Source organism: Qipengyuania sp. CAU 1752 (genome assembly GCF_054482615.1).
In genome coordinates this window covers 179142-204333 of record NZ_JBTLRE010000002.1, presented here as the reverse complement: position 1 = coordinate 204333, position 25192 = coordinate 179142, and the positions used below count along the sequence as shown (strand labels likewise).

Sequence of the window (25192 nt, the reverse complement as noted above, 5' to 3'; positions counted from 1 at the left end):
CGAGCCACCAGGCCCGCGATTGCAGTCAGCCAACGCTTGGGAAGCGCATATTGCAGGAGGACTTTCACGCTATCCAATTTGCTATCCTCGAATGATGCTTCAGCCGTTGAGATTTACTGAGATTGGAGATCTTCGGTGATGGCCCAACGCTGGGCGCGAAAGCGCCATTCATGGCTCACAAGACTCACTGTAACAAGACAAACGCCAGCAACTCGGCCAAACTAAATTAGGAAACAGCGTGCATCTCGTCTGACGCGGGCCTGCTGCGCACGTACCGTTTAGCCGGCACGGGATGCGGCTTGCACAGAGCCTCGGGCTTGCTATGGCGATGTCCAGGGGAGAGCGCTTCGTTTGTCGAGGGGCAAGAACATCGCGAACATCATTGCAGGTGGCGAGCCTAGCCATTGGACATTCGATCACCTCGGCGTCGTGGTGAAATCGCTTGCCCGTGGGCGCGGCACAATCGGCCCGGTATTCGGCATCACGAGTTGGACGGAAGAGCACACCGATCCGGTCAACGGAGTGCGCCTGCAGTTCGGGCGCGACCGCGCCGGAGTGGTCTATGAACTGCTCGAGCCCATCGGCGATGACAGCCCCGTGGCAGGTGCTCTGAAATCGCGCAAGGACCTGCTCAACCATGTCGCCTATCTGATCGAGGATCTCGACCGCGATGCTGCCCATATTCGCGCGCAAGGTGCTGTTCCGACCTCGGAACCACGGCCAGCGATCGCCTATGACGGTGCGCGGATCCAGTTCTTCATGACCGCGGCCGGCTTCGTGTTCGAACTGATCGAGGCGCCTGGCCACAGCCATAAATTCATCGAGGAAGTGCGCTGATGGCACAGGATAGCAAGTATCCCGCGCTCGACCGACTTGCAGAACGCGTTGGCGAGGCCTGGCCCGAACATCGCCAGTTTATCGAAACCAGCCTTGTCCAGAGAACCATGCGTTGCCTGTCTGTCAGCGACGATTTGTCGCGCGCCATCCTGACGCTTGCCGATGCGCATGCCGGCGGGCTTGATGCGCTGATCGCCGATTACCGGTTCCTTTGCGAAGACATCGTCCTGCCCGAGGAACTGCATTTCCGCCGCCACGGCAGCTATCGCCTGTCTTCTTTCGCCGAGGTCGAGCGTGAAGTTTACGCCAACGCCGAATTCATGGGCCGGTATCTCAATGGCCTGCTGGTCTCGAACGTGCTGTGGGCCAATCACGCCGCTGCATTCGACGCCTTTGCAAATGATTACCTGCCGGGCTTGCCCGACGATTGCGCTCATCTGGAAGTCGGGCCCGGACATGGGATGTTGATGTGTTTTGCCGAACGGTCGCCCCAGGTCGCCTCGATCACCGGATGGGATATCAGTCCCGCCAGCATCGCAAAGACGCGAACCGCGCTCGACACGCTGCACGTCACCAAACCGGTCGATTTGCGACTACAGGACCTGTTCGCCGCAGATGATGCCCCGGCGGGTGGCTTTTTCGACAGTATCGTGTTGAGCGAGATACTCGAACATCTCGAAGACCCGGTGGCCGCACTCAAGGCTGTTTCGCACTGGTTGCGGCCCGGGGGCCAAGTGTGGATCAATGTCCCGGCCAACAGCCCTGCCCCCGATCACATTTTCCTGTTCGAAGGGCTCGATCATGCGGCCACCATTGCCCGCAATGCCGGACTCGACGTGCTCGATGCCCGCGCTTTCCCGATGACCGGGGCAACGCTCGAACGGGCGCAAGCAAAGAAACTGACGATCACCTGCGTCGTGACCGCGCAGAAACCGACAAGATAACAGAGAGTTCAAAGACAGATGGACCGCACCTCGATCCTCGCAACGATTACCGCGATCATCCGCGACGAGCTGGATGATGAAACCATAGTCCTGACCGAGCAGACCAGGGCGAGCGAAGTGGATGGGTGGGACAGCCTCGCCCACATCCGCATAATCGTCGCGATCGAAAGCGAATACGGTGTCCGCTTCGCCACCGGTGATATTACCTCGCTCAAGGATGTCGGTGGGCTCATCACGCTCGTCGAAGGTCACGCCGGGTAGCGCGCTCCGCACGATGGATCTCGCCCAACTGCCTTGGCTTCCCGCGCCCCCGCCTGACATTCGCGCGCGCATTGCAAGCCTGGGCGAAACTACCGAACCAGGCCGGCATGCCCGCACGCTGTCGGCGTGCGCACTGGCTGCGCCCGAGGCGCGGAAGCTGTCGCGCGCGATAGCAAGATTGCTCGATGACGGACGCGACATGGCGCCGTTGGCACCCGTGCGACTGTCTGTGCTGACCGACCTGACCTTCGACCTGGTCACAGATGCCCTTCCTGCGGCAGGTGCACGACACGGCGTGGCAGTCGATCTGCATATAGCCGAGCCGGGATTGGTCGAAAGCGAGTTGCTCTCTAGCCGTTCGGCAACGCGGGAGCGTCAAGCAGATGTGGTTCTCCTCGCGCTTGGCCCGGCCTGGTTCGGGCTGGACCGGCCGCAGTGGGATGAGACACAGGCCCACGCCTACGTCCAGGAGGCCGTGGGACGGCTGGAGGCATTGGTAGATGCGGTTGGGGCCAATTGCGGCGGAACAGCGATCATCTGCACTCTACCCCTCCCTTTCGAACCACTGTTCGGCAGTTTCGACGCCAGTCTAGCGGGCAGTCCCCATGCAATGATGCAGGCGTTCAACGCCGCCCTACCTGATCTTGCCGCTCGTCATGGTTCTCGCCTGCTCGATGTCTCGCGTATCGCTGCCAGCTTCGGCCTTGGAGCCTGGCACGATCCCCGCGCCCATGCGCTGTTCAAGCTGCCGTTCTCGCCGGCCGCGATCCCGCTTTTTACCGATCGGCTCGGCGCCCTGCTCGGCGCGATCCGGGGAAAGGCGCGTAAATGCCTGGTGCTGGATCTCGACAACACTTGCTGGGGCGGCGTTATCGGAGACGATGGGCTGGAAGGTATCAGGATCGGTGCGGACGATGCAGAGGGTCAGGCCTTCCTCGCTGTGCAGCAAGCTGCACTTCATCTGAAAGAACGCGGTATCGTCCTGGCCGTTTCGTCGAAGAACGAGGATGCCAACGCCCGTCTGCCATTCCGCAAACATCCCGACATGCTGCTGAAGGAAAGCGACATCGCGGTCTTTCAGGCCAATTGGCTGGATAAGGCGACCAATCTCGAGGCTATCGGGAAAGCCCTTAATTTCGGCCTCGATGCGCTCGTCCTGCTCGACGACAATGCGGCGGAACGCGCTGCTGTCAGGGCGGCGCTGCCGATGGTCGCCGTACCAGATCTGCCGGAAGACCCTGCGGAGTATGTTTCCTACCTTCTTTCAGCAGGTTATTTCGAGACAACCGGCTTTTCGGCCGAGGACCAAGGCCGCGCCGAGAGCTATCACGCCAACGCGCAGCGGGTCGAGGTGCAAGAGCGGGCACGCGACCTGGGGGATTATCTTTCCTCTCTCGAAATGTGGATCAGCCACGCCGCGTTCGACGCCCTGGGACGCACCCGCATCACCCAGCTCATCGGCAAGTCGAACCAGTTCAACCTGACCACGCGGCGCTATGGCGAAGCCGAAGTGGCTGCGCTTGAAGCCGACCCGCAAGTTTTCACCATGCAAACGCGCCTCAGCGATCGCTATGGCGACTTCGGCATTATCGGCATCATCATCGCCCGCATCACCGGCGACGGCTCGATCTGGGATATCGACAGCTGGTTGATGAGTTGCCGCGTTCTTGGCCGGAGAGTGGAAGACGCGATGCTGGCCTACCTGGCAGATGCTGCGCGTGCATCCGGCGTCAAGTTCATTACCGCACGATTCATTCCGAGCGGCAGGAACGCCATGGTCGCCGACCATTACGACAATCTCGGCTTCGCGCTGACCGGCACGGACGATGACGGATCGCGCCTCTATCGGCTCGATCTGGCGGACTGGAGCACACCGGACCTTCCCTTCGCCAGCCGATGAGCCTGCTGACTCCTGCCCTGCTGCTGTTCCTGCTGCCGCTCACGCTGTTGGCTTTCTACGCCGTCGGGCGACGCAGTGGCGAAACCGGAGCGCTGTTCGTGCTCCTGCTTGCCAGCTTCGTCGTCGCGCAATCACAAGGCTGGTGGTTCTTCGGCCTGTTTATGGCCAGCCTGGTGGTCAATGGCGGGCTCGTGATGCGCTTGGCGCAGGGTCAGTCCAGGCGGTGGCCCCTCATCATCGGCATACTTGCAAATCTCGGCGCTCTCGGTCTCTTCAAATATGCCAAGCTATTGAAGCTGGTTCCCGGGGGCGGTGAATGGGCGCTGGTGATCGGGGCGTTGATCCCGGTCACCATCTCGTTCCTGACGTTCCAGCGCATCGCTGCGCTGCTCGACAGCCGCGCCAATGCCGAACATCTGCAAGGCAGGCGCGGACTGTTGCGCTTTGTCGTTTTTGCCAGCGCCTTTCCCAACCTGCTGATCGGGCCGATTGCCTATCTCGACGAGGTATTGCCGCAGTTTCGTCGCAAGGACTTTGGGCGGGTACGAGCCATAAATTTTGCCGTCGGACTAACGTTGATTTCAATCGGCCTGTTCAAGAAGGCATTTATCGCCGACGGCATAGGGGCCACCTTCGTCGATCCGGTGTGGAGCCTAATTGGCAAGGGCTTTGACGTCAGCGCTTTCGATGCGGCGGGCGCCATCGGCGGCTACATGCTGCAGCTCTATTTCGACTTTTCCGGCTATTCGGACATGGCAATCGGCGTGGCTCGGTTGTTCGGCATCATCCTGCCAATCAATTTCTACTCGCCTTTCCGCGCGACCGGGATCGCTGATTTCTATCGCCGCTGGCACGTTACATTGACGCGGATCATCGCGCGTTTCCTGTTCACGCCCCTGTCCTTGCACGGCGCGCGGTTTGCTGCCCACAGGCGCTGGCCACGGATGCCGGCCAAGGTCGTGTCAGTATGGTTGCCTTTGGTCCTGAACTTCGCCGTTATCGGCTTGTGGCACGGCGCCACCGAGACATTCCTGCTGTTCGGCGTAATCCACGGGGTCTGGTTTGCGGCCGAAACCGAAATGCAATCCAGCAGGTTCTGGAAACGCCGGCGACAAACATATCCGGCCTGGCTGCGCGAATGGGGTGGGCGGGCGATCTTGCTGCCGATGCTGGCCCTCACCTTTGCCATGTTCCGTGCACCGAAACTGTCGCAACTGGGCGATCTGCTGGGCGATCTTGTGGTGATCCGAAATCACCACTGGTTCGCGACCCAGCCGGATTGGCCAGATTACGGCCTTGTGATCCTTGCGATGGGTACAGTTGCCTTCCTGCCCAACAGCCAGGAGCTGCTGCGCCGCTATCGGCCCGGGATCATCACCTACCGGGTCGCCAGCTACACACCCGGCCTACTGCGCTGGCACTGGAGGCCGCGCGCCAGCTGGGCCCTGGCCACGATCCTGTTGGCGCTGGCAGGCCTCTACGCCCTGCCCCGTGCCGCCTCGTTCAGTTACGAGGTGTTCTGATGCAACGTGCCGTCAGAACTTATGTCATCCTCACCTCCCTGCCGTTCCTGCTGGCCATGGCAGGCCTCGTCGGCTTGACGATTTGGGATCCGCTCAACCTGCGGGGATTTGGCGAAGCTGGTCTGAAGCTTGACGAGCGCAACTATCCCCTCGCCATCCGGCCCTTCGTTGCTCCAACCCAACTTGCCCAGCGCCCCGAAGTAATCATGGCCGGTACGTCTACCTCCCTGCGACTGACCGGGCCCATGCTTGCGCAACTAGGCAGCGGCGGGAAAACAGCCAATATCTCTCAGGCCGGGCAGACATCTCGCGATGCCCGCGCATTGTTCCTCGCCGCCGCACGAAACCCGGGGGCGAGACGTCTCTTGCTCGAGATCGGCGAATATTGGCGACGTCCCTGGCTCGGCCAGAGCGCATTCGGGAAGCGCACGATCGAAGTGCTCGAGCCGAAATGGTGGCAATTGCCGGAATTCAATTCCGATGTGTTGGCCGCCCTTCTTGCCCAGGCGCGCGGCGGGACCTTCTATCTTCCGCAATGGAGCGAGGAAGGCCGCCAGATCGAACCGAGCGAAGACGATGCCCTCGACAATTATCAGATAGAAGCCATGGAACACGCGCGTGTCGGCTTTTCTCTCCCCATGCAGGGCATCGACGCGCCCAAGCTGTCCTGCGAACGTTACGCCCTGCTGCTGGATACACTTGACCGGGTGTTCGCCACATCGCGCCGAAACAAGATTCGCGTCGACATCGTATTCCCGCCGAACGCCTTTGCAGCGTATCCCTTTTACTGGACACAGATCGGCGAGCCAGACGGGCATCTGACCTTGATGAAGATGCATCGCTGCGTGGTCGAACGGGCCGCGCTCGAAGACCCTTCGCGTGTCGCGGTTCATGCGATCAATATCGACCCATTGATCGTCGGCGATACTTCGGGAATGTTTGACGCTTTCCATTACGGACACCCGCGCAAGCTGCGTCGGATGGTCGAGGATGTTGCCAACGGCAATTTCCTGCTCAAGCCCGACAACTTCGACCAGTACGAGCGAGAATTGCGCAGCGGCATAGAGCGCGCCCTGAACCGCCCCATTGATTCAGGGGCGTCCCACGAGCCAAGCTCAAGATAGACCTTCCGTTCTTGACTGACTGGCCGCATTTGCCTCTTAGTTTCCTACCGTGATGTTAACCTTGTCTCGGAACCAGTCGTTGGCGGACTGCGTGCCAAAGCGTTTGCATGGCACGGAATTTTCGCCCCCGCTGTGTTGCGACCAAGCTCGCCTTCTGCCTTGTTGCAGGGGGACAGCTCTATGCTGCACCCGCGCAGGCGCAGGTTGCGTTCCAGGGCGCCAGTCCGGCCCTGCTGGCCACGGTCGCAGGTGTCGCCTGTAGCAGCCAGATGGCCTCGGCCGCAGCGATGACCTCACCCGTCCCGACGACGGTCCAGGCCAGCAAGCGCGCCGCCATTCTGGGTGGCGAGATGAGCGCCCTCGACCGCATTCGCATGCAACAGCAAGGATCCGAACCAGCAGTAGCGCTCGCGGCGCCAGCCATGATCGGCGAAGGTTTGGCTCCGGCAGCAGGCGGGGTTCGTCCCGCTGACACGCTGGCATGTGCCGGGACCCGACCGGGATTGATCCCTTCGGGCCTGCGCACCCGGGTCCGGACCTACGAGACCGATGATTTCCTCGCCTCCAAGAAGGTGCGGATCGGCAAGACCAGCATGGACCGCGAATGGAACCGTGTCCGCCGCGAAACCGTTGGGGGGACCCTACGGCGAAACTTCGGCCGTCGTGTCGATCCGACGCTTGCCACGGTCGACAAGGTCAATCGCTGGGTCAACAAGACGATCACCTATGTCGAGGACCGCGACCTGTTCAAGAAAGCGGACTTCTGGGCCGGCGCAAACCTGACCCTGCGCCTGGGCAAGGGGGATTGCGAAGATTATGCCCTCACCAAGATGCAGTTGCTGGCCGCAGCTGGTGTTGCGCGCGAGGACATGTATCTGACCATCGCCCGTGACCGCGTTCGCAAGGCCGACCACGCGCTGCTCGTCGTCAAGATCGAGGGACGTTACGTAATTCTCGACAACGCCACCGACGATCTGCTCGACGGTAGGTCATCGCATGATTACGCGCCGGTGCTCAGCTTCAACGACCGTGAAGCTTGGTTGCACGGCTACTAGGTCCGGAAAACTGCGCTCAGCGCTCGGTCAGCGCGCGGTCGAATGCCTTGGCCACCGGTTTCAACAGATAGCTCAGGATCGTACGCCTGCCGGTGAGGATCTCGACATCGCAGATCATGCCCGGCACGATCGGGAATGATTGTCCGCTGCGCGTGATGAAGGCGTTGTCGGTCTCGATCAGCACCGTGTAGTAAGCCTCACGCTCGACCTCGTCATAGATACTGTCGGCAGAGACCTGCTGGACGCGGCCCTGCAGCCCTCCGTAAATCGAGAAATCATAGGCCGTGACCTTGACGATGGCCGCATCGCCAATCTTGATGAAGGCGATATCGCTTGGCGCGACCCTCGCTTCCACCAGCAACTTGTCACCGACCGGAACGATCTGCATGATCTTCTCGCCGGCGTTGACGAAACCGCCCTCTGTGGTGATCTGGACATCGTTGACAATGCCCGAACTCGGGGCGCGCAATTCATTGCGCTGCTGGCGAGCTTCGGCGCCACGAATGGTCTGCTCGTTGACCGCCATGCGGGTGGTCACCTCGGAGCGCTCGTCCAGCGCCTGTTGACGGAAATCGAGCCGCGCGGAATTGAGTTCCGACTGGGCCTGGCTGATCGCCGCCGAAGCGCGTGCGGAAGCCTGGCGCGCCGCTGACAAGCGCCCGCGCACATCGACCAGTTCGCGCTGCGCGGTCAGCAGATCGGTCTTCGGCACGATCCCTTGTGCGGCAAGCGGCTCGAGCATCTGCACCTGTTCACGGGACAGCCGGGCACTGTCCTGCAACGATGCGATAGTGGCATCGGCTTCGCGCATGTCGCGGCGGCGCTGTTCGACCGCGGCGGCGAGCGATCGTTCTCGCGCCCTGGCAGCGGAAACGCGTGCCTGCTGCAGTCGCCGCTCGTCGGAGCAGACAGCGCCTTCCTCACACCCGAGTGAACCGCCCGAAGCTTCCTGGGCGAGCCGCTGGGCGCGCACCGAAAGGCGTTGATTTTCCGTCTGAAGCTGTCCCAGTTCCGAGGACGATTGCGCATCGTCGAGGCGGACAAGCAGCTGCCCCTTTTTCACCGTCTGACCATTGCGGACGAGGATATCCTCGATCACCGCCGGTTCCGAGGGCTGGACCAGTTGGACCTTACTCGAAGGGATCACCCGTCCAGTGCCCCGGGTGATGCTGTCAACCTCGGCGAAAGCGGCCCAGACCAGCAGGAGGGCAAGCCCAATGGCGGAAATGACGATCAGTCTGCGAGGAGCATCAAGCCGCTCCCAGCTATGCAACACATTCATGGAGTGGGCTCCTTGGCCGGTGCGGCCGGTCTGGCCTGAAGCGGAACCGCTGCGGACACCGTCGCGGGCACCGCCGGTCCCTTGGCCTTGGCCGCCGGAGCCTGGTGAGCGAGCGTCGCCTTGTAGGTCGTCCCCGCGTTAACGGGGTCAGGTATCGCGAGACGCCATTGCTTGGTGGTATCGATCCGGCCGCCGACATCGTTGGGAGCGTGTCGATCCTTCTTGTCAGGTGAGACCGTCAGGCCCGGTACAAGATCCTCCGTCATCGGGTCCGGGCTGTCTTCACCCCCTGGTACAACCGACGCGGCGAAGCGGGACCAGTTGATAGTTGGGATGTATTCGCTGCCCGACCAGCGGGCGACAAAGGCATTTTGCGCCCCGCCCCGGCCAGGGAAGCGGTAGAAGATGTGAGTGCCGATCACGTCGAGCTTTTGCAGGGTGTAGGCCCAGCGCGGAACCACGTAATTTGCATGGTAATGGGTAGCGGTGCCGACATCGGCGAATTGCATACCTGATAAGGCATCGCGGGCGATCCGCTGCGATTCACTCCACTGGCGCTGGAGCGGCGTACGGCGCAGCGAACCGTCGCAGGTGAAGCTGAACTGGCACACGCGCGCGTTCACGCCTTCGTAGACGACGCCGCAGACCGAATTGGGATAGGCGGTATGTCGCATCCGGTTGAGCACCACTTGGGCGACACCGCGCTTGCCCCGCTCGGGTTCGTTCGCGGCTTCATAATAGATCGCCTGGGTCAGGCAGCGCTCCGCCGTAAGGTGTTGCGCCGAACCGGCAGCAAAGGGAGAATAGGCCGACAGCGTCAGCCGCTGCCCGGCAGATACCGGGATAGCCTGGTTGCGCGACTGGGCGTCGACGCCTTCAACCAGCAGGGCCTGCCCTTGGCCGGTCGACATCTGCGCCAGGCGGCTTTTCACCTGCAGCTCGATTTCCCCGCGTGCCGGGGTGCCCAGCGGATCGGCGGGCAACATGCTCGGCCATGCAGCGATGGCCATGACCGGCGCGAGGCCGAAGGCCCGCACGGCAAGGCGACCGAGGCGGCTCATTGCGTCAGCCCTTCGGCTGCAGGACCGGCCGCAGCCAACACCTGGTCAATCGGACCATCGGCGACGATCCTGCCCTGCGACAGCACAATCAGTCGGTTGCATAGCGAGAACAGCGCCGGGCGATGGGTCGCGATGACAAGGGTCTGGTCGGGCGTCAGGGCCGAGCCGAGCCGCTCGACGAAGAGCTTCTCGGTCTGGCTGTCCATCGCGCCGGTCGGTTCGTCAAGGAACAGCAACTCGCACGGCGTGACCAGCGCACGCGCCAGCGACAGGAAGGCTCGCTGGCCACCTGACAGCTTGCGGCCCGCTTCACCAACCGGCCGGTCGAAGCCGCCTTCGCGCGCGAGGAACTGGTCGGCGCCGGTCTGTTGAAGCGCGGCCAGGATCCGTTCGTCAGTCGCGTCGCGGCGTCCCAGTGCGAGGTTGTCGCGCACGGAACCGGAGAACAGCGCCGCGTCCTGCCCGACAAAGCGCAGTGCTTCGCGCAACTGCTCGGGTCGATACTGGCCCGTGTCGAGGCCATTGACCAGGACGCTGCCTTCGCCGGGTTCGTACAGGCCACAAAGCACCCGGCCCAGGGTCGACTTGCCCGACGCGACCCGGCCGACGATCGCCACCCGTTCGCCCGGCGTGATCGTCAGGTCGATCCCGTCGAGCGCCGGCTGCGACGCGTCGGGATAGGTGAAGCGAACCTTTTCGAACGCCACGACTGGTTTTGCGATCTGGGCCGGTGCCAGCGATCCGCCACGTTGGCGCTCGTCGGTCGCCTCGAACAACCGCTCGATGCTGGACAGCATCTCCTTGGCCTGCCGCCCCCTGGTCAGGACAAAGGCAATCTGTCCGGCGGGGGCGAGCGAGCGTGATGCCAGCATGACGATGGCGATGATCGCGCCCATCGAGATCTCGCCTGCGGCAAACAGGTAATAGCCGCCGATGATCAACGACACGGTCGACACCTGCTGGAATGATTGCGCGAGACCGACTGCGACCGAATTGACGTTGCGCAGCTTTTCCTGCGAATTGCCGCCCGCTTCAGCCAGCCGGTACCAACGGCCCAACGCGCCGCCTTCACCGCCCATGCTCTTGAGCGTTTCCATGCCGGAGAGCGATTCCACCAACAGGGTCTGCTGCAGGCCGTAATCCGCCTGCGCGTCCTGCGCGGCATTGGTAACCTTGCGCTGGAGATAGAAGCCGGCCACCAGCATGGCGAGGATGATGGTGAGCGGGATCAGCGCCAGCCAGCCGCCGATGATGGCGATCACCCCGACAAACACGAACAGGAAAGCAACGTCGATCATCAGGACCACGGTGGTCGAGGCGAAGAAATCGCGCACGATGGCGTATTCGGACACCCGCGCGGCGAGCGAGCCGGTATGTCCCTGGCGTTCCTGCAGGGGCGTTGCCAGCAGGCGGCCGAAGATCTTCTGCGACAGCTTGAGGTCGAGCCGGCGGGAAATCTGGTCGAGGACGGACGTACGTCCCCTCCGCAGCGCGAATTCGAGCACGAACACCAGCGCCACGCCCGCGCCAAGCACCCACAAGGTCTCGGTCGCCCGATTGGGGATCACCCGGTCATAGACGTTCATGGTGAACAGCGGCAGCGCCACTGCCAGCATGTTGATGACCAGCGAGGCCAGGATCACGGGCCAGAACGAGCGGCGCTCCTTGCGCAATTCGCCCCAGAACCAGTGGCCGCGGGCCTTGGCATGCCACGGCGCCTCGTCTGCCCGCTGCAGGTCGGGATTGCCGAACAGCTTGTAGTTCCGCCCGGCATATTCCGACGTCAGGGCAACGCGGGGCTGCCACGTCTCCTCGCCGGTCGCCGGTTCCCACACCAGCAGGTCCTCGTCCCGCGCTTCGGTGATGAGGACGAAACGTTCGTCAGCGAGTTCTACGAGTGCCGGGTATCGATCCTCGCGCCGCGACAACTTGCGTTCGTTCGACGCTTCGAAACCGACCCCCGCCAGTTCGAGCGCAGCATCGGCCTGGTGCCAGGGCAGGCGGCCGTCGGCATGGCGCGGCAATTGCGCCAATGCCGAATAGGAAAAGCCCGGAGCGTAGCGACGCGCAGCCTCCGCCACGCACAACGACAGACTGTCCAGGCTCTCGCCGGTCAAGCTATCGTCCAGATGTGTCATGGCACATTGTCGCCCTCTCCCGCGTCAGTCCGGGTAAACCCGGCGCTGCAATTCGGCCGGAGCCGAAGGCCCGTAGTCGAACCGTTCACGCTCGCGCGAATCCGCACCTGTTCCCGGCGCGATACTGAGCGCTTCGAGTAAATTATTGGTGGCCGCGAGAACCTGGTAACGGGCAAATATCTCCGAAAACCTCGAGGTTTCGCGCCGAACCTGCGTGTTGAAGCGTGTGTTCTGCGCATCGAGCACGTCGAGCAGCGAACGCCGACCGATGTTGAACTGGCTGCGATACGACAGCAGCAGGTCGTCCGACACGCTCGACTGTCGTTCCAGCGCAGTCCCGATCCGGCCCTGCGTATCAAGCGCATTCCACGCCGAGCGCACATCCTCTTCGGCTTCACGAAGCCGCGAATGCAGCGCATAGCGGGCAATTGATGACTGCCTGATGGTTTCCTGCAGACGCGCCCGGTTGACGCCCCCGTCCCAGACATTCCAGCGCATGACCACCCGGCCCTGCATATCGGTCGTCTTGCCCGAGAAACCGTCGATATCGTCGCCAGCGCGGCCTCTCAGTTCCAATCCGATTGTCGGATAAAGGTCGGCTTCCGATTTCTCGACCAGAGCATTGGCCGCATCGACATCGGCCTGCGCTTCGCGGACCAGCGGGTTGCGGGTGCGGGCCATGCCGATCGCTGCATCGAGCGTGGTCGGCATGGCTGCCACCAGGTTGGGCGGGACGACAACCGAATTGATATCGAGCCCGGTCAGCGTCCGCAGCGTGATCTGCGCGTCGCGCAGCGACTTGGTCGCTTCTTCGGACCTGACAATCGCTGCCTGCATCCGTTCTTCGGCCTGTTGCTGGTCTGCAATGCTGATCGACCCTTCGGTCACACCGCGGGTGAGATCGCCCACCAGCATTTCGTGGAACCGGCGGTTATCGTCTGCCGCAGCGGCGATGCGCTGTTGCAGGAGGACATCGAGATATTGCCGCGAGACCTGCAAGGCGACCAGTTCGGAGCGTTCGAGAACCCTCAGCGAGGCTCCGTCAACGCGTGCCGCCTGCCGCAGCAATTCGCCGCGGCGTCGGCCGAAATCGATCAGCGTGTATTCGCCCGAGATGCCCATTTCCAGCGGATAGAGCTCGTCATTGGCAATGCCGAGGGCGCGCCTGGTCCGGTTCTTGAGCTGGCGGACACCGGCGGAGGCCTCGATATCGACCCGAGGGCCGTTCAAGCCTTCGGCCTGCTTGCGCTCGAACTCGATGGCTTCCTTGTTGAACTGTGCCTGCAGGATCTCCGGATTATACCGCATGGCGGTATCGATCGCTTCCTGGAGAGTCACCGTTCCGGCGGAATCCTGAGCGATGGCTGCGGGAGATGCCCCGGCAAGCAAGGCCGCGGCGGTTATTGGAAGAATGAAACTACGCATGGGAACTCCTCTCAATCCTTACCGGGACACAGTGATTTCGACCCGACGGTTCTGCGGGTTTCGGACACCATCCTCGGTCGGCACACGCGGCTTGGTCTCGCCCTCTGCGCGTATCGTCATTCGACTGCGGTCAATGCCGAGGCTTTCCATCAAATTCGCGGCCGATTGGGCCCTGCGCATGGAAAGAGCATCGTTATAGGCGTTGGAGCCAGCCCTGTCGGTGTGCCCCGTCACTCCGAACGAGCGCCAGTTGCATGCCTCGGCATTGGCGGCGACGTACTGGACTGCCTGGGCAGCGTCTGCCTTGGGCGTGTCGGAGTCGAAGTCAAAGAACAGCAGTCCGGGCTGGACGTTGGTGCAGACCTCCGGGGGCGGCGCTACCGGGGCCACCGGACGTGGAGCCACCACGCGGCGACGCGCCATCCGGTCAGATGCATCAGCGCATTTTCCGATGCTCGTTTCGTCGCGCGTGCCCGATTTCAGGAAGCCCAGCGCAATCCCGCACTGCACCTTTGCTTCGGATGCCCACATGAACCGCGGATCGTCCGCCGCGATCATCTCGCCACCACTGGTGACCGCCAATGCCGCGTCATAACGGGACTGGATCTCCGCTCGCAGCGTGTCCTTGTCAGCCGATACCAGGCTGGCACCATCGTCTTGCGCTGCCAGTGCAGCCGGCAAAGCCGAAAACATGGTTAACGCGGTGAGAAAATTGGCCGTTGGTCTCATCTTCCGTCCCCCCCTTGGGCATCGTTCATCGGTTTAGGCTTGTGCCGTAGCTGCAATCGCTGCTTCGGCCTGGTCGGTATCGAGCTGGGCTGGGTCGATAACGGCGACCCCAGCTTCGAAGTGATGGTCGAGAATGCCGACATCCGGCCCCCCGCTATGATTGACGAGGTAATCCGACACCGGCGACTGGCCTTCGAACAGGTCGAGGATCTGGTCGAGCTGCGCGCCGACTGCAATTTCAGACAATGCGGCGTCAACCGCGTCGGCCGTCCTCAAGCCATCCAGCGATGCCAGGTCCTGTGCGGGATCGAGCATCAGCAATGCTTCCATCGAGGCATCAATGCCGGAGAAAGTCGGCAGTGCCATCGCGGGTGCAAACTCGCCCTGCGGTTCGATGACCGAAAGCGGTTCGAACTGGTCGGGTTCGGCTTGCAGCGACTGGATCGACCAGCGACCGTCACTCAGTCCGTCTTGCGTACCCAGGAGGTTGGCAAGATCCGAAGCGTCCGGTCCTGCAACCGACAGTGTCAGCAGGCTGGACGGATCAAAGCTGTCGAGCCCGGACTGTTCTGGCGAAAATTTCGTGCCGATGCTCGTCGGCAGGACAGAAATCATGCCCACAGGTCCGTCCGTGCCAAACTGCCCTGCGACCGGTCCGGTGACGATCTGCTCGCTGAGCAGGATCGCGCCCGAAAGTGCGGCCACGGCCGAAATCTCGGACATCCGTGTGCCGATCCGCAAGGCGCTCTGGAACTGGATCGACGATTGGCCACCCATTCCGGAACCGCTTCCATTGTCATTGGTCGCATTCGGATCGGTAAGTGGATCGTTCAGCAGCATGGTCGAAGTCGAGAACGACTGTGTGCTTTGCGAGGACGTGGCGAGCGGTAGAGCCGCAGGCATCACGGGATCAAGCGTGATCATGAATTCGCCCGAGTCGACTATATCGCCGTCGAGATCGGTCACCGAAATCTCGACATCGAACGAAACTGGATCGTTGGTGATCGCGGTCGCACCGAAGTCACCAATCTTGAAAGTGTCGCCCGAGACATAGGTCCATTCGACGCTGTTGTAGCCATCGGCGGTGAAGGCCGCGATGCGGGTATCCGCGACCACGCCGGCAACATTGACAGTCCCGTCGCCATTGAAGGTGACCGTGAACGTGACACCACCAACGCTGACCGCACCACTAGTTCCAACAAGAGCCGACGCGCCATTCACGATGATGACGATGCTGGTGATCGTGTCGGGAGTCCCGTCCCCGACGTTCTTTACCGTACCACTGTCGTCATCGTCGAAGGCCTTAATCTTGATGGTGGTTGCAGTGTTAATTCTGGTGAAGAAGGCAGACCCACCATTGATTTGGTAGTGTCCGTCGAAGTTCTGGGTATCGTCACCGCCATAGAAGTCGCCGCCCGAAACCGGCGAACCGATGAGGTCGGTCACGTAGTCGACCCGCATGGCCTCGCCCGAGCCGACCGAGTTACCCGAAGCAATCCCGCCTTCATTGGCATTGGTATTGACCGTGCCGCCGCCAACCGGGGTCAACAGCAGGTCCGGGCTGTCGTTGTCTCCCGGTTGGGTGAAACCCGCCCAAGATCCGTTACCGCCAACGAAGTTGTATCCACCATCGTTGAAATCGATGGTGGAGGTTGAATCGATTTGTTGAACAAGGTTGAGGACGTAGTCGTTCTGCGCCGTGTCCGGATCGAGAGTGATCGTGAAGACCGTATCTGTCGTACCGCTCTTGACCGCCGTCAGCACCGTTCCATCGGCCGAGATCGAGTAGGACAATGCCGCAAAATCAGATGTAAGTGCCTGCAAGACCAGGGAATCGATCGTGGCCTGGGTGAAAATCACCCGACCACCATCGCCCCCGAAATTGTTGTCGACATTGTCGTCGATATCCAGGTCTGCATAGTAGGTGCCCGGAGTATTGGTGGCGCCCATGTCGTCTGCCACGACCGCGATCGGGCTGTCATCTTCCAGGTTGACCGTGATTGCGTCGGTCTTGACCGTGGTCGTCGTGCCATCGTTGACGCTCACATCGACAGTGAACGAAGTCACGTCCTCGGTGCCGGTAACGCTATGGAAGATCGGCAGCGACTGGGTGACAGTGAATGCGCCGGTATCGTCGATCACGACGGTGATTGCCGTCTGCAAGATGGCATTGACCGTGGCCTCGCCGGTCAAGGTCTTTCCGTCGGGGCTCAGCGACCAGCTGATGGCTGCACCGGTCGGGCTTCCGTCGCTCACTGCAAGCGATTCAGTCGGCACGCTCAACGTGACCGTGAAGGTCGTGTCATCGACGTCAGTTATCGAAACCGTGCCATTGGCGGTGGCAAGGTTGGTCGTATCGGTTGGGTTCCCCGCCGTATCGGCCAGACCGCCGGCGAGCCCTTCGTCAGAGGTAGCAACGGTAGCGGTGCCAACTACAGGCGCATCGTTGGCGCCGAAGATGCTGATCGTCAGCGTCGAGCTGTCGTTCAGGTCGCCGTCGCTTGCGGTATAATTGAAGTCATCGGTAAGCGGCACGTCGCCCGCATTGAGCGCCTGGACTGCCGCGTAGGCAGCAGCATTCTCGGCCTCGGTATAGAGGCGATAGCTGTAGCTGCCGTCGGAGTTGAGCGTCAGGATGCCGTAGTCGCCATTGAAGGCGCCGGTCGTGGTAACACTCAGCGGTTCAACGTCGACATCGGTATCGGCGACATCGCCGAAGGTGCCGCTGGGAGCGCCGGGCGTATGATCGATCGTCTGCAGCACATTGCCCGTGATCGCCGCGGCGGCATCCTCGATCGTCCAGTTGGTATCGGCGTTGGCTACCGGGGCATCATTGGCGCCGTTGATCGTGATCGTCAGCGAAGCGGTGTGACTGTCGCCGTCACCATCCTCGATCGTGTAGTCGAAGCTGTCGGTCCGGGTCTCGCCATCGTCGAGATCCTGCACCAGCGAATTGTTGAGATTGTAGGTGTAGGTGCCATCGACACCGAGGCTTAAAGTACCCCACGTGCCGAGGGTGTTGCCCGTTCCCGCAGTGATCGCGGTAATACCCTTGCCATCGGCGCCGAAGACATCGGGCGTGCCGTCGGTGAGCACATTGCCACCGACCGAGGCGGTATCCTCGCTCAGCGAATTGGTGTCATCATTGGCGGTCGGTGTATCGTCGTTGATCTGGATCGTCAGGTTGGAACTGTCGATGTCACCGTCGTTATCCTCGACCTGCACGATGAAGACAAAATTGTCAGTCTCTTCGGCCCCCGGCGTACCCGGCGTGCTGCTCACCACCGGCACGCTCTGCGTGTAAGTGTAGCTGCCATCGGTATAAACCGTGAGCACGGCCACACTGGCGATGTTGGTGGTGGAACCGGTCACCGTGACGCTGCCGTCGCCATTGGTGACGCTGTTCCAGGCGACTGTTTCCTGGTTGCCGACACCATTGCCGTCGATGAAGATGGCCGTCATGGCCGGACCGGACACGGTGATCGCCTCGACCCCGTCGGCACCAGCGCTGAACAGAGCACCTGCAACTCCCGAGGCGGTGGTCTGGTCGGCCACATCGCCTGTGCCACCGGCATTTCCGGTGCCATGCGCATCATCGTCGAGGACGGGTGTCGCGAGCACGTCGTTGGAGACCGGGCTATCGTCATTGATCGTCACTGCGGCCACACTGGTGGTAGACACGATCGTGTCGCCATCGGCATCGGTCGCCGTGATCATGCCGCCAAAGTTGACAGTGATGTCGTTTTCATTGGCACCATCGGCATGATCGAGCGGGGCCAGCAGGGTGAAAGTCCAGCCGCCGGTGTCCGGGTCAAGGACGATGGTGAATACCGGGGTCACGCCGGCCGAAGCGGTCAGCGTGTTGCCCGTCACATCGTAGGTAACATCGACACCGCCCGACTTGAGAGCCAGCAGACCGGAAGTATCGGTCGAGAGCGCATAGGTCAGCGGTGCATCAGCACCCGAATTGAAGAAGCCGGCAACCGAACCGGTGGCGATCGTCGCCGTGCCCAGGACATCGCCTGTGCCGCCTTCAATGCCGCCCGAAAGCCCGTCTTCGTCGACCGTGCCGCTGGAATTGGCGGCGTTTTCTGTCGGCGTATCGTCGTCGACGACAATCGTCAGCGAGGTAGGCGCGGTGTCTCCGTCACCGTCGGTCAGCGTGGCCGAGAGTGTGAAGCTCTGCTCGTTCTCGTCATTATTGCCGTCGTCGGCATGAAGGATATTGGCGTTCTGGGTAACGCTGTAATCGCCGGTATTGGCATCAAGCGTAACCGTGATCACCGTCACCCAAACGGCAGGCGTACCCTGTTGTTGCTGGATCAGGATGTTGGATCCGCTGGCAACGTATTGGAAGCCCGCCGGTGCGCCGGTAGTGGCAAAGGCCACCGTACCGCCGTCATTGCCGAAGCCTTCGGTCGGATCGACCAGCGTGCCAGTCAGATTGCTTTCGTTGGGAACCTGGTCGTCCGGCCCCCCGTCGATCCCGCCCGTTTGCGTATCGTCATCGAGATAGGCGATCAGGGGGGTGGCAGCAGTCGGCGTATCGTCTGCGAACAGCAGGTCAGCACCGATATCCAGCGTGGCGCTGTCGGTATCGCCGTCATTGTCGGTAATGGTAGCCGTAAGCTGGACGAGGTTGTCTGCCAGCAGCGTCGCATTGGCACCGTCCAGATTGGACAGCGTATGATCGATTGCACGAAGCTGGTCGAGCTCGACCGAGCTGCCCGTGACGGTCACGGTGAAGACAATCTGGCCAGCTGCTGCGGCAACCGCGTCGACACCCTCGCGCCCGACAACGATGCCGGCTTCGAGGAAGAGGAAAACCTGGTTGCCGGTGGCGGTATCGAAGATGCCCGATGCAGAGCCATTCACCACAGACAGCGCGTAGCTGGTGCTCTCGGTCCCGTCATTGCCGCCATTAAAAGTGAAGGCTCCGGCAAAGGACAATGAGGCATCGGTCGCCAGGTCGGCGTCGGACACCTGCAAATCGGGATTGCTACCGCTCAGGATAACCGAGGGACCATCGTCAAAGAAGGTCAATGCGCCGCCAATTGCGACAGTCTCGCTATCGGTGTCGCCATCGCCATCGGTGATCTTGACCGTGGCATCGATCTTGCCGGCAAGGTTCAGCGCATCGTTATGCTCGCCTGCACTGTCGTCGCCGTCGACCAGATGTTCGAGCGCGACATTCTGCAGCAGCGTAACCGTGCCATTGGCGTTGATCGTCACGGTAAAGGCGGTCAGCGTAGTGAACCCGTCGTTATACTGCCCGGTGATGACCGTCGCGCTGGTCTGGACCAGGGTGATCGGGAAATCGCCAACGGCTGTTGCCAGTCCGCTGTTCGCATCGCTCACGGAGATGGTGAATACCGTTCCGCCATCGCCATCGGCACCGAAGGCGCTGGTGAAGCTCAGGATCGAGGCCGCCGAGGTATCGCTGGTCGGGAAGCCGTCGGTCTCGTCGACATCGACGGCGCCGCTCAGCGCGACATTGGAAAGCGACGGAGCGTCGTCCCGGAATGTCATGCCGCTGGCGATGTTGGCGGTGGCGGTAGCCGTATCGCCGTCACTGTCGGTCACGGTTGCAGAGAGCGTGACCAGATTAGCGGCGGCAAAGCCTGTCGGCTGGTCGGGGCCGGCATCCGGATCATGGCGAACCGCGCGCAGCTGGTCGAGTTCAACCATGCCCGCGGCATCGACGGTCACGGTGAAGACCAGGTCGTTCGAAACTGCGGTCCGGCCCTCGACGACGCCGGCGTTAAGGACCAGCACCACGGCTTGTCCGGTCGCAGTGTCGACAATGCCGGTGGCGCCGGGATTGATACCCAAGACGTAGCCACCAATCGTTCCGGGATTGTCGGCGTTGTAGTCCGGCGTAAACAGTCCAGAGAAATCGGCCGTCGCGTCGAGCGCTAAATTGCTTTCATCGACGGTCAGTGCATTCGCGGCAGGCGCGCTGGCCAGCAGTGTGGGCAGATCGTCGGATACCGTCAGGGTGACGGTCGAGCTGACGGGATCTCCGTCGCTATCGGTGGCGACAACGTCAACCGAACCAAGCGCCGCAATGTCAGCGACATCGATGCCCGGGTGATCGTCGTAATTGTCGTTGAGCGTGGCCGTGACCGTGGCCGTGGTTCCGACCACCGCCAGGTCGAGTGTCACCACCAGCCGGGCACCGTCCGAGCCGGTAATCTGCGTGTCGCTCACGCGCACCCAGGTCAGCCCGCCGCCCAGCGCGGCGACATCGCCGAAGACGATCGAGGCAATGCTGTCCGAACCCGGCGTGAAGACAATCATACCGCTGGCGAAATCGGGTTGCAGCGGAGTGCTGCCATCGGACAGGTTCTTGTCGTCGAGTGCGAGCGTGATCGGCGGGCCTGCCGCCGGGCCTGCTCCATCGGTGATGGTTATGGGCTGGATAGCAGTGTCGAAATCGCCGTCACCATCGGTCAGCGTATAGGTGAACGAGGCATCGATATCGCCGCCGCTGTGGTCGAGGTCGGCATTGGGATCGAACGTCCAGGTGCCGTCGCGGTCGAAATTATACGTCCCGTTTGCGGTCACTACCTCTGTCGTGCCAACGGCCAGCAGGGCGGTTGTCGCCCCGCCGATGGTAACCGCTGTAACCTCCGCCCCGTCGGCGCCCTGGGTGTCGGGAACACCGTCGGTCATAACATTGCCGCCAATGGTCCCGACAGCATCCTCAGCCACACTCTGGCCTGCCTGGTCGGTTGCCGTGGGCACATCATCTATGATGCTGACCAAGATTTCCCCGGTGCCGATCAGATTGCCGAAAGTATCGCGCACTTCGTAAGCGAAGCTTTCGGCGCCGTTCACAGCGTTGGGGCCGTTTTCGTCGACACTGTCGGTGAAGGGCGTATCGAGCGTGTAGCTGTAGGCGCCGGTATCGGCATCCAGTGTCAGCGTACCATAGGTCCCGTCAGCGGGAGAAAGCAGGGTGTAAACCAGCGGACCGGTCGCCGCGATGACCGTAATTTGGCCGTCGCTATCGGTTTCGCTGTCCGAACCCGCGTCGCTGCCGATTCCGTCCAGACCGGCTTCGTTGACGATAACATCGTTGTCGAAGACTTGCCCGCCGACATTGTCGATATTGATGGTCAGCGTCGCGGTGGCCTCATCCCCATCGCCATCGGCAATGGTGTAGGAAAATACATCTTGCGCATCGACATTGGTCGAATTGGCGTCGGATTCGTAGCTATACACGCCGGTAACCACATTGATGGTCAGCGTGCCGAATTCACCCGCGAGAACGAGGTTGCCAGCCAAGTCGACGCTGGTCTGGCTGGTCGTCTGGTTGACGCTGTCGATGCGGACAAGCGCAGCCGCAGCTCCATAACCGTCGGCTCCCGAGACATCGACACCCGAACCATCATCATCGGTGAGCACATTACCGGCAGTAGAACCGCCTTCGGTGACGTTGGCGCTGTTGTCGGTTGCGGTAGGCACATCGTCGATGACCAGAACGTCGACCGATCCGCTATCGGTTGAACCGTCGGTGTCGGTCACCTCGATGGCAAAGCTTTCGAGGATCGTGTCTTCGCCACTCGTAGAGTGGGCGAGCGAATTGTCATTGATTACATAGCTGAAAGAGACGGTTGCCTCGGTAACATCGCCGTTGGCGTCCGTCACTGTCGGGGTCACACCGGTAATGACGAAGGTACCGATAGCGGTGGTAAGCGTCTGCCCGGGTACGAAACCACCGGCATCGGTCCACACTGTCAGACCACCCGCCGTGATCTGGGCCAGGCCATCTTGGCTGGTGATGGTGAAACTGCCGGTCTGCGTCAGTGCAGGATCATCGGGCGATGAACCATCAGCGAGGTCATCCTCATCGACGGTCAGTTCGGCCGGATCGGTGTCGAGTCCTCCAATGGTGATCGGATCGCCCTGTCCGTTGATCTGGATCGTCACCGTAGTGGTAGAGCTGTCGCCGTCTCCATCGGTAATGGTGTAGGTGAATACCTCGGTCAGGCTCTCGGTGGAGTCGAGGCCCTGGACCAGCGGATGATCATTGTTGAGCGTGTAGGTATAGCTGCCGTCGGCGTTCAGCAGGAACGTGCCATAGGCTCCGGGCAGCGGAATCCCGACCTCGCCTTCGACGGCGCCGAAAGCGACCGCCGTCACACTGGCCCCGTCAGCGCCGGACACGTCGGCCGTCCCGTCAGTGGCATTCGCGTCAATGCCTCCGCTGCCGGTCAGCACATTGCCATCGGCGACGAGCGCTCCATCTTCAGACACCGAGTCGAAATCTGGATTGGCAGTCGGAACATCATCGACAATCGCGATGTCGAGCGTCGCCTCGCTGAAGTCTCCGTCCTGATCCGTCACCCGCACGACGAAGCCGTCCGAGGTGAGATCGCCGCTGGTGTTGGTCGCCAAGGTGTAGGTGTAGGTGATCGACCCGTCAGCGATGCTATCGATCCTGAGCGTACCAAAATCTCCGGAAAACAGCTGGCCGACCGCAGTGACGGCGACCCCGTCTATGGTCACCTGCGCCGGTCCGTCGGGTGCGTTATAGGTGAAAGTTCCGGTCGTCTGTTCGCTGTTTGATGCTGCATCGGAACCAGCTGGAGGACCTGCCAGGCCCGCTTCTGCGACGCTCGTTCCGCCTTCGCCTTCGTCAGGCAGATCAAGCGTTGTTGGCGAATCCGCTATGGCAATGATCAGATTGGCGCTAGCCTCATCGCCGTCCCCATCAGTGATGGTGTAGCTGAACGTATCCGACACGCCGCCTGGCGTTCCGGGATCGCGGGTGTAGGAAAAGGTGCCATCGGCAGCGATGGTAAGCGTACCGTATGTTCCCTGGACCGTTTCGCCAGTGGCGCCCGAGCTACCAGTCCCGCTGTAACTCGAGACGGTTACGCCATCGGCGCCGGGCGTGTCGTTGGTGACCACGTTGCCACCGATCGGGCCGTATTCGCCTGCTGCTACCGCGCCATTGTCGTCGAGAGCGCTGGGCATATCGTCGACCACGGTAATAACCAGCGTGTCCTCGGCCCGGTCGCCATCGAGATCGGTAAGGACCAATTCAAAGCTGAAACTGGTGTCGCCCTGCGTGTTATCATTGAGCGTGAATTGGTAATCGAAGCTGCCATCGCCGGTGAGCGGGTTGTAAGTATAGTTGGTGATGACGAGCGTTCCGCCATCAACCACTATGGAAAGAGGCAGCTCGGCGCCGTTGATCGCCACCCCGTTGATCGTCAGGCTCGCAACACCGTCGGGTGAATTGAAGGTGACAGTCGAGCTCGTCCTCTCCGAGGGATCGCTGTCGTTGGTGCCGTCGGCATCAGAGATTTCGCCGGTCCCGGCAGGTTCGTCTCCGCGTGCAGGCAGCCCGCCCTCGTTCACGACCGTACCGTCGCCCTCGCGGGGAACCCCGGTGAACACGTCGCGCGCGTCGCCGATCGCGATGACCAGCGTGGCAGTCGACGTGCTGCCGTCCTGGTCGACAATGGTGTAGGTGAAGCTTTCTTCGACCCCGCCGGGCGTGTTGCCATCGCGGGCGTAGCTGTAGGTGCCGTCAGAATTGAGCGTCAGGACGCCATATTCGCCCTGCAAGGCAGTCCCAGGAGCGACGGTGCTTTCGCCGTTACCAAACTCCAGCACGGCTCCCTCGACCGCGTATCCATCGGCCCCTGGCACATCATTTACCAGCACGTCGCCTGCGATGAGCGCATGACTGCCAGCGGGCACCTCGCCAAGGTCGTCGGCCGCAATCGGCGCATCGTCAGTGATCGCGATAGTCAGTGTGGCGGTGGCCTGGTCGCCATCATTCTCTGTCACTACGACCGTGAGGACGTCGGTGTTACCGGCTCCCAGCGTGTTGTCGCCCAACGTATAGGAATAGTCGAGCGTACCTGCGACAAGATCGATGCCGGTGATCGTCAGCGTGCCGAACTGTGTCGCGATGGTTTGCCCAACGCTGGTCACAGCTACGCCTTCGATGGTTACGCTGGCAAGACCGTCGGGCGCGCTGAAGACGATCGTCCCGGTAGTATTTTCCGAAGGGCTCGGGGCATTAGTGCCCTCTGGTTCGTTGCCGCGGGCGGGAAGCCCGGCCTCGTCGACCGATGCGGTCGCATTCTGCGCCCCAGCCGGATTGTTGGGCGTGCGGATGACCACGTCCGGATCCCGATTGACCAGATCAGGGATGATCTCATCGTCTGGATCCTGCGGAAACCCGAAATCAGTGAAGGGCAGCAGGTCTCCAAGATCGAAAGCGTCCTGGATAGCGCCCTCGTCCTCGGCAAAATTGCCGCCTGAACTTTGCAGGGTGCCGGCAGCCGGTTGAGGCTCGTTGCCCGCCAGCAGTTGGGCGATGTTGAACGGGGGTACCGTGACACCGTCGATGACGATCTGCGGGACGAAAACGGCGCCGTCGGGGATGACCAGGCGGCTACCATCGGCCATCTGGATGACAAGGTCGCGGCCTTCGACCACGATATCGTCCAGCGACGCGCCGGGCGGCAGCGTTACAACATCCTGGCCGGCCGGCAGCGTGTTGGTGCTGGTGTCAGGCTGGAGTTCAGATTCCTGCCCTTGGGAAAGTTCGGGGTCGGTCTCGCCGCGATCTTGAAAGTCCATGTCCTGGTACGCTCCGCAAAAATATGTCGAGCGTCGTCGCGGTCAGGTTGAAATAGTTACACAGGCATCTGCGTATCTTCGCCTGGCGAAAACGCTGATGCGGCCCATACTGAGGGATTATTTCCGCGTACTTCGCAGACCTTCCCTCTTGGACAGATTGGAACAGGAATCACCTATGGTTACAAGGGAATTAACTATAGCTGAATTAGCCAGTTAATCGCTATTGCAAACAATAGTTTACGGGAATGTCTTAGGCCTGCGGTTTAACGATCAGGATTCGCCGATGGCCTGACTCCGCCAGATTC

13 protein-coding genes are annotated in these 25192 nt (G+C 61.7%); 7 read left to right on the top strand and 6 right to left on the bottom strand.

The window, feature by feature from the left end; translation table 11 throughout:
- The first annotated feature begins 351 nt into the window (after positions 1-351).
- From ACXYL9_RS13420 to ACXYL9_RS13390, 7 genes are all read left to right on the top strand, one after another.
- On the top strand, positions 352-837 hold the full coding sequence (locus ACXYL9_RS13420) for a VOC family protein (RefSeq protein WP_459040067.1): 486 nt from the start codon (positions 352-354) through the stop codon (positions 835-837).
- Positions 837-1781 carry a class I SAM-dependent methyltransferase gene (locus tag ACXYL9_RS13415; RefSeq protein WP_459040066.1) on the top strand — a complete coding sequence of 315 codons (945 nt, stop codon included), beginning with the start codon at positions 837-839 and terminating at the stop codon, positions 1779-1781. Before ACXYL9_RS13420 ends, ACXYL9_RS13415 begins: the two co-directional genes overlap by 1 nt.
- 18 nt (positions 1782-1799) lie before the next feature.
- Positions 1800-2042, top strand: a complete 243-nt coding sequence (locus tag ACXYL9_RS13410; RefSeq protein WP_459040065.1) for an acyl carrier protein — start codon at positions 1800-1802, stop codon at positions 2040-2042.
- 13 nt (positions 2043-2055) lie between these two features.
- Positions 2056-3942, top strand: a complete 1887-nt coding sequence (locus ACXYL9_RS13405) for an HAD-IIIC family phosphatase (protein ID WP_459040064.1) — start codon at positions 2056-2058, stop codon at positions 3940-3942.
- The gene (locus ACXYL9_RS13400; RefSeq protein WP_459040063.1) at positions 3939-5465 is read left to right on the top strand and encodes an MBOAT family O-acyltransferase; all 1527 of its coding nucleotides are present in this window, start codon (positions 3939-3941) and stop codon (positions 5463-5465) included. Before ACXYL9_RS13405 ends, ACXYL9_RS13400 begins: the two co-directional genes overlap by 4 nt.
- Positions 5465-6589, top strand: coding sequence for a hypothetical protein (locus ACXYL9_RS13395; protein ID WP_459040062.1), 1125 nt, complete (start codon positions 5465-5467; stop codon positions 6587-6589). Before ACXYL9_RS13400 ends, ACXYL9_RS13395 begins: the two co-directional genes overlap by 1 nt.
- Before the next feature lie 107 nt (positions 6590-6696).
- Positions 6697-7644: a transglutaminase-like cysteine peptidase gene (locus ACXYL9_RS13390; protein ID WP_459040061.1), complete on the top strand. Its 948-nt coding sequence runs from the start codon at positions 6697-6699 to the stop codon at positions 7642-7644.
- A 16-nt stretch (positions 7645-7660) separates the two neighbouring features.
- Here the strand turns inward: ACXYL9_RS13390 and ACXYL9_RS13385 are convergent, their stop codons facing one another.
- Genes ACXYL9_RS13385 through ACXYL9_RS13360 form a run of 6 tightly spaced genes read right to left on the bottom strand, consistent with a single transcriptional unit; the run spans position 7661 to position 24887 of the window.
- A complete protein-coding gene (locus ACXYL9_RS13385) occupies positions 7661-8926 on the bottom strand; it encodes an HlyD family type I secretion periplasmic adaptor subunit (protein ID WP_459040060.1) in 1266 nt (421 codons plus the stop codon).
- The gene (locus ACXYL9_RS13380; RefSeq protein WP_459040059.1) at positions 8923-9987 is read right to left on the bottom strand and encodes a cell wall hydrolase; all 1065 of its coding nucleotides are present in this window, start codon (positions 9985-9987) and stop codon (positions 8923-8925) included. Before ACXYL9_RS13380 ends, ACXYL9_RS13385 begins: the two co-directional genes overlap by 4 nt.
- Positions 9984-12125, bottom strand: coding sequence for a type I secretion system permease/ATPase (locus tag ACXYL9_RS13375; protein WP_459040058.1), 2142 nt, complete (start codon positions 12123-12125; stop codon positions 9984-9986). The genes ACXYL9_RS13380 and ACXYL9_RS13375 overlap by 4 nt, the downstream gene beginning before the upstream one ends.
- A gap of 24 nt (positions 12126-12149) precedes the next feature.
- Positions 12150-13550: a TolC family protein gene (locus tag ACXYL9_RS13370; RefSeq protein ID WP_459040057.1), complete on the bottom strand. Its 1401-nt coding sequence runs from the start codon at positions 13548-13550 to the stop codon at positions 12150-12152.
- 18 nt (positions 13551-13568) lie between these two features.
- Entirely contained in the window at positions 13569-14279 is a 711-nt protein-coding gene (locus ACXYL9_RS13365; RefSeq protein ID WP_459040056.1) for an OmpA family protein, read from the bottom strand.
- A 33-nt stretch (positions 14280-14312) separates the two neighbouring features.
- Positions 14313-24887, bottom strand: a complete 10575-nt coding sequence (locus tag ACXYL9_RS13360; RefSeq protein WP_459040055.1) for a T1SS-143 repeat domain-containing protein — start codon at positions 24885-24887, stop codon at positions 14313-14315.
- Positions 24888-25192 lie beyond the last annotated feature (305 nt).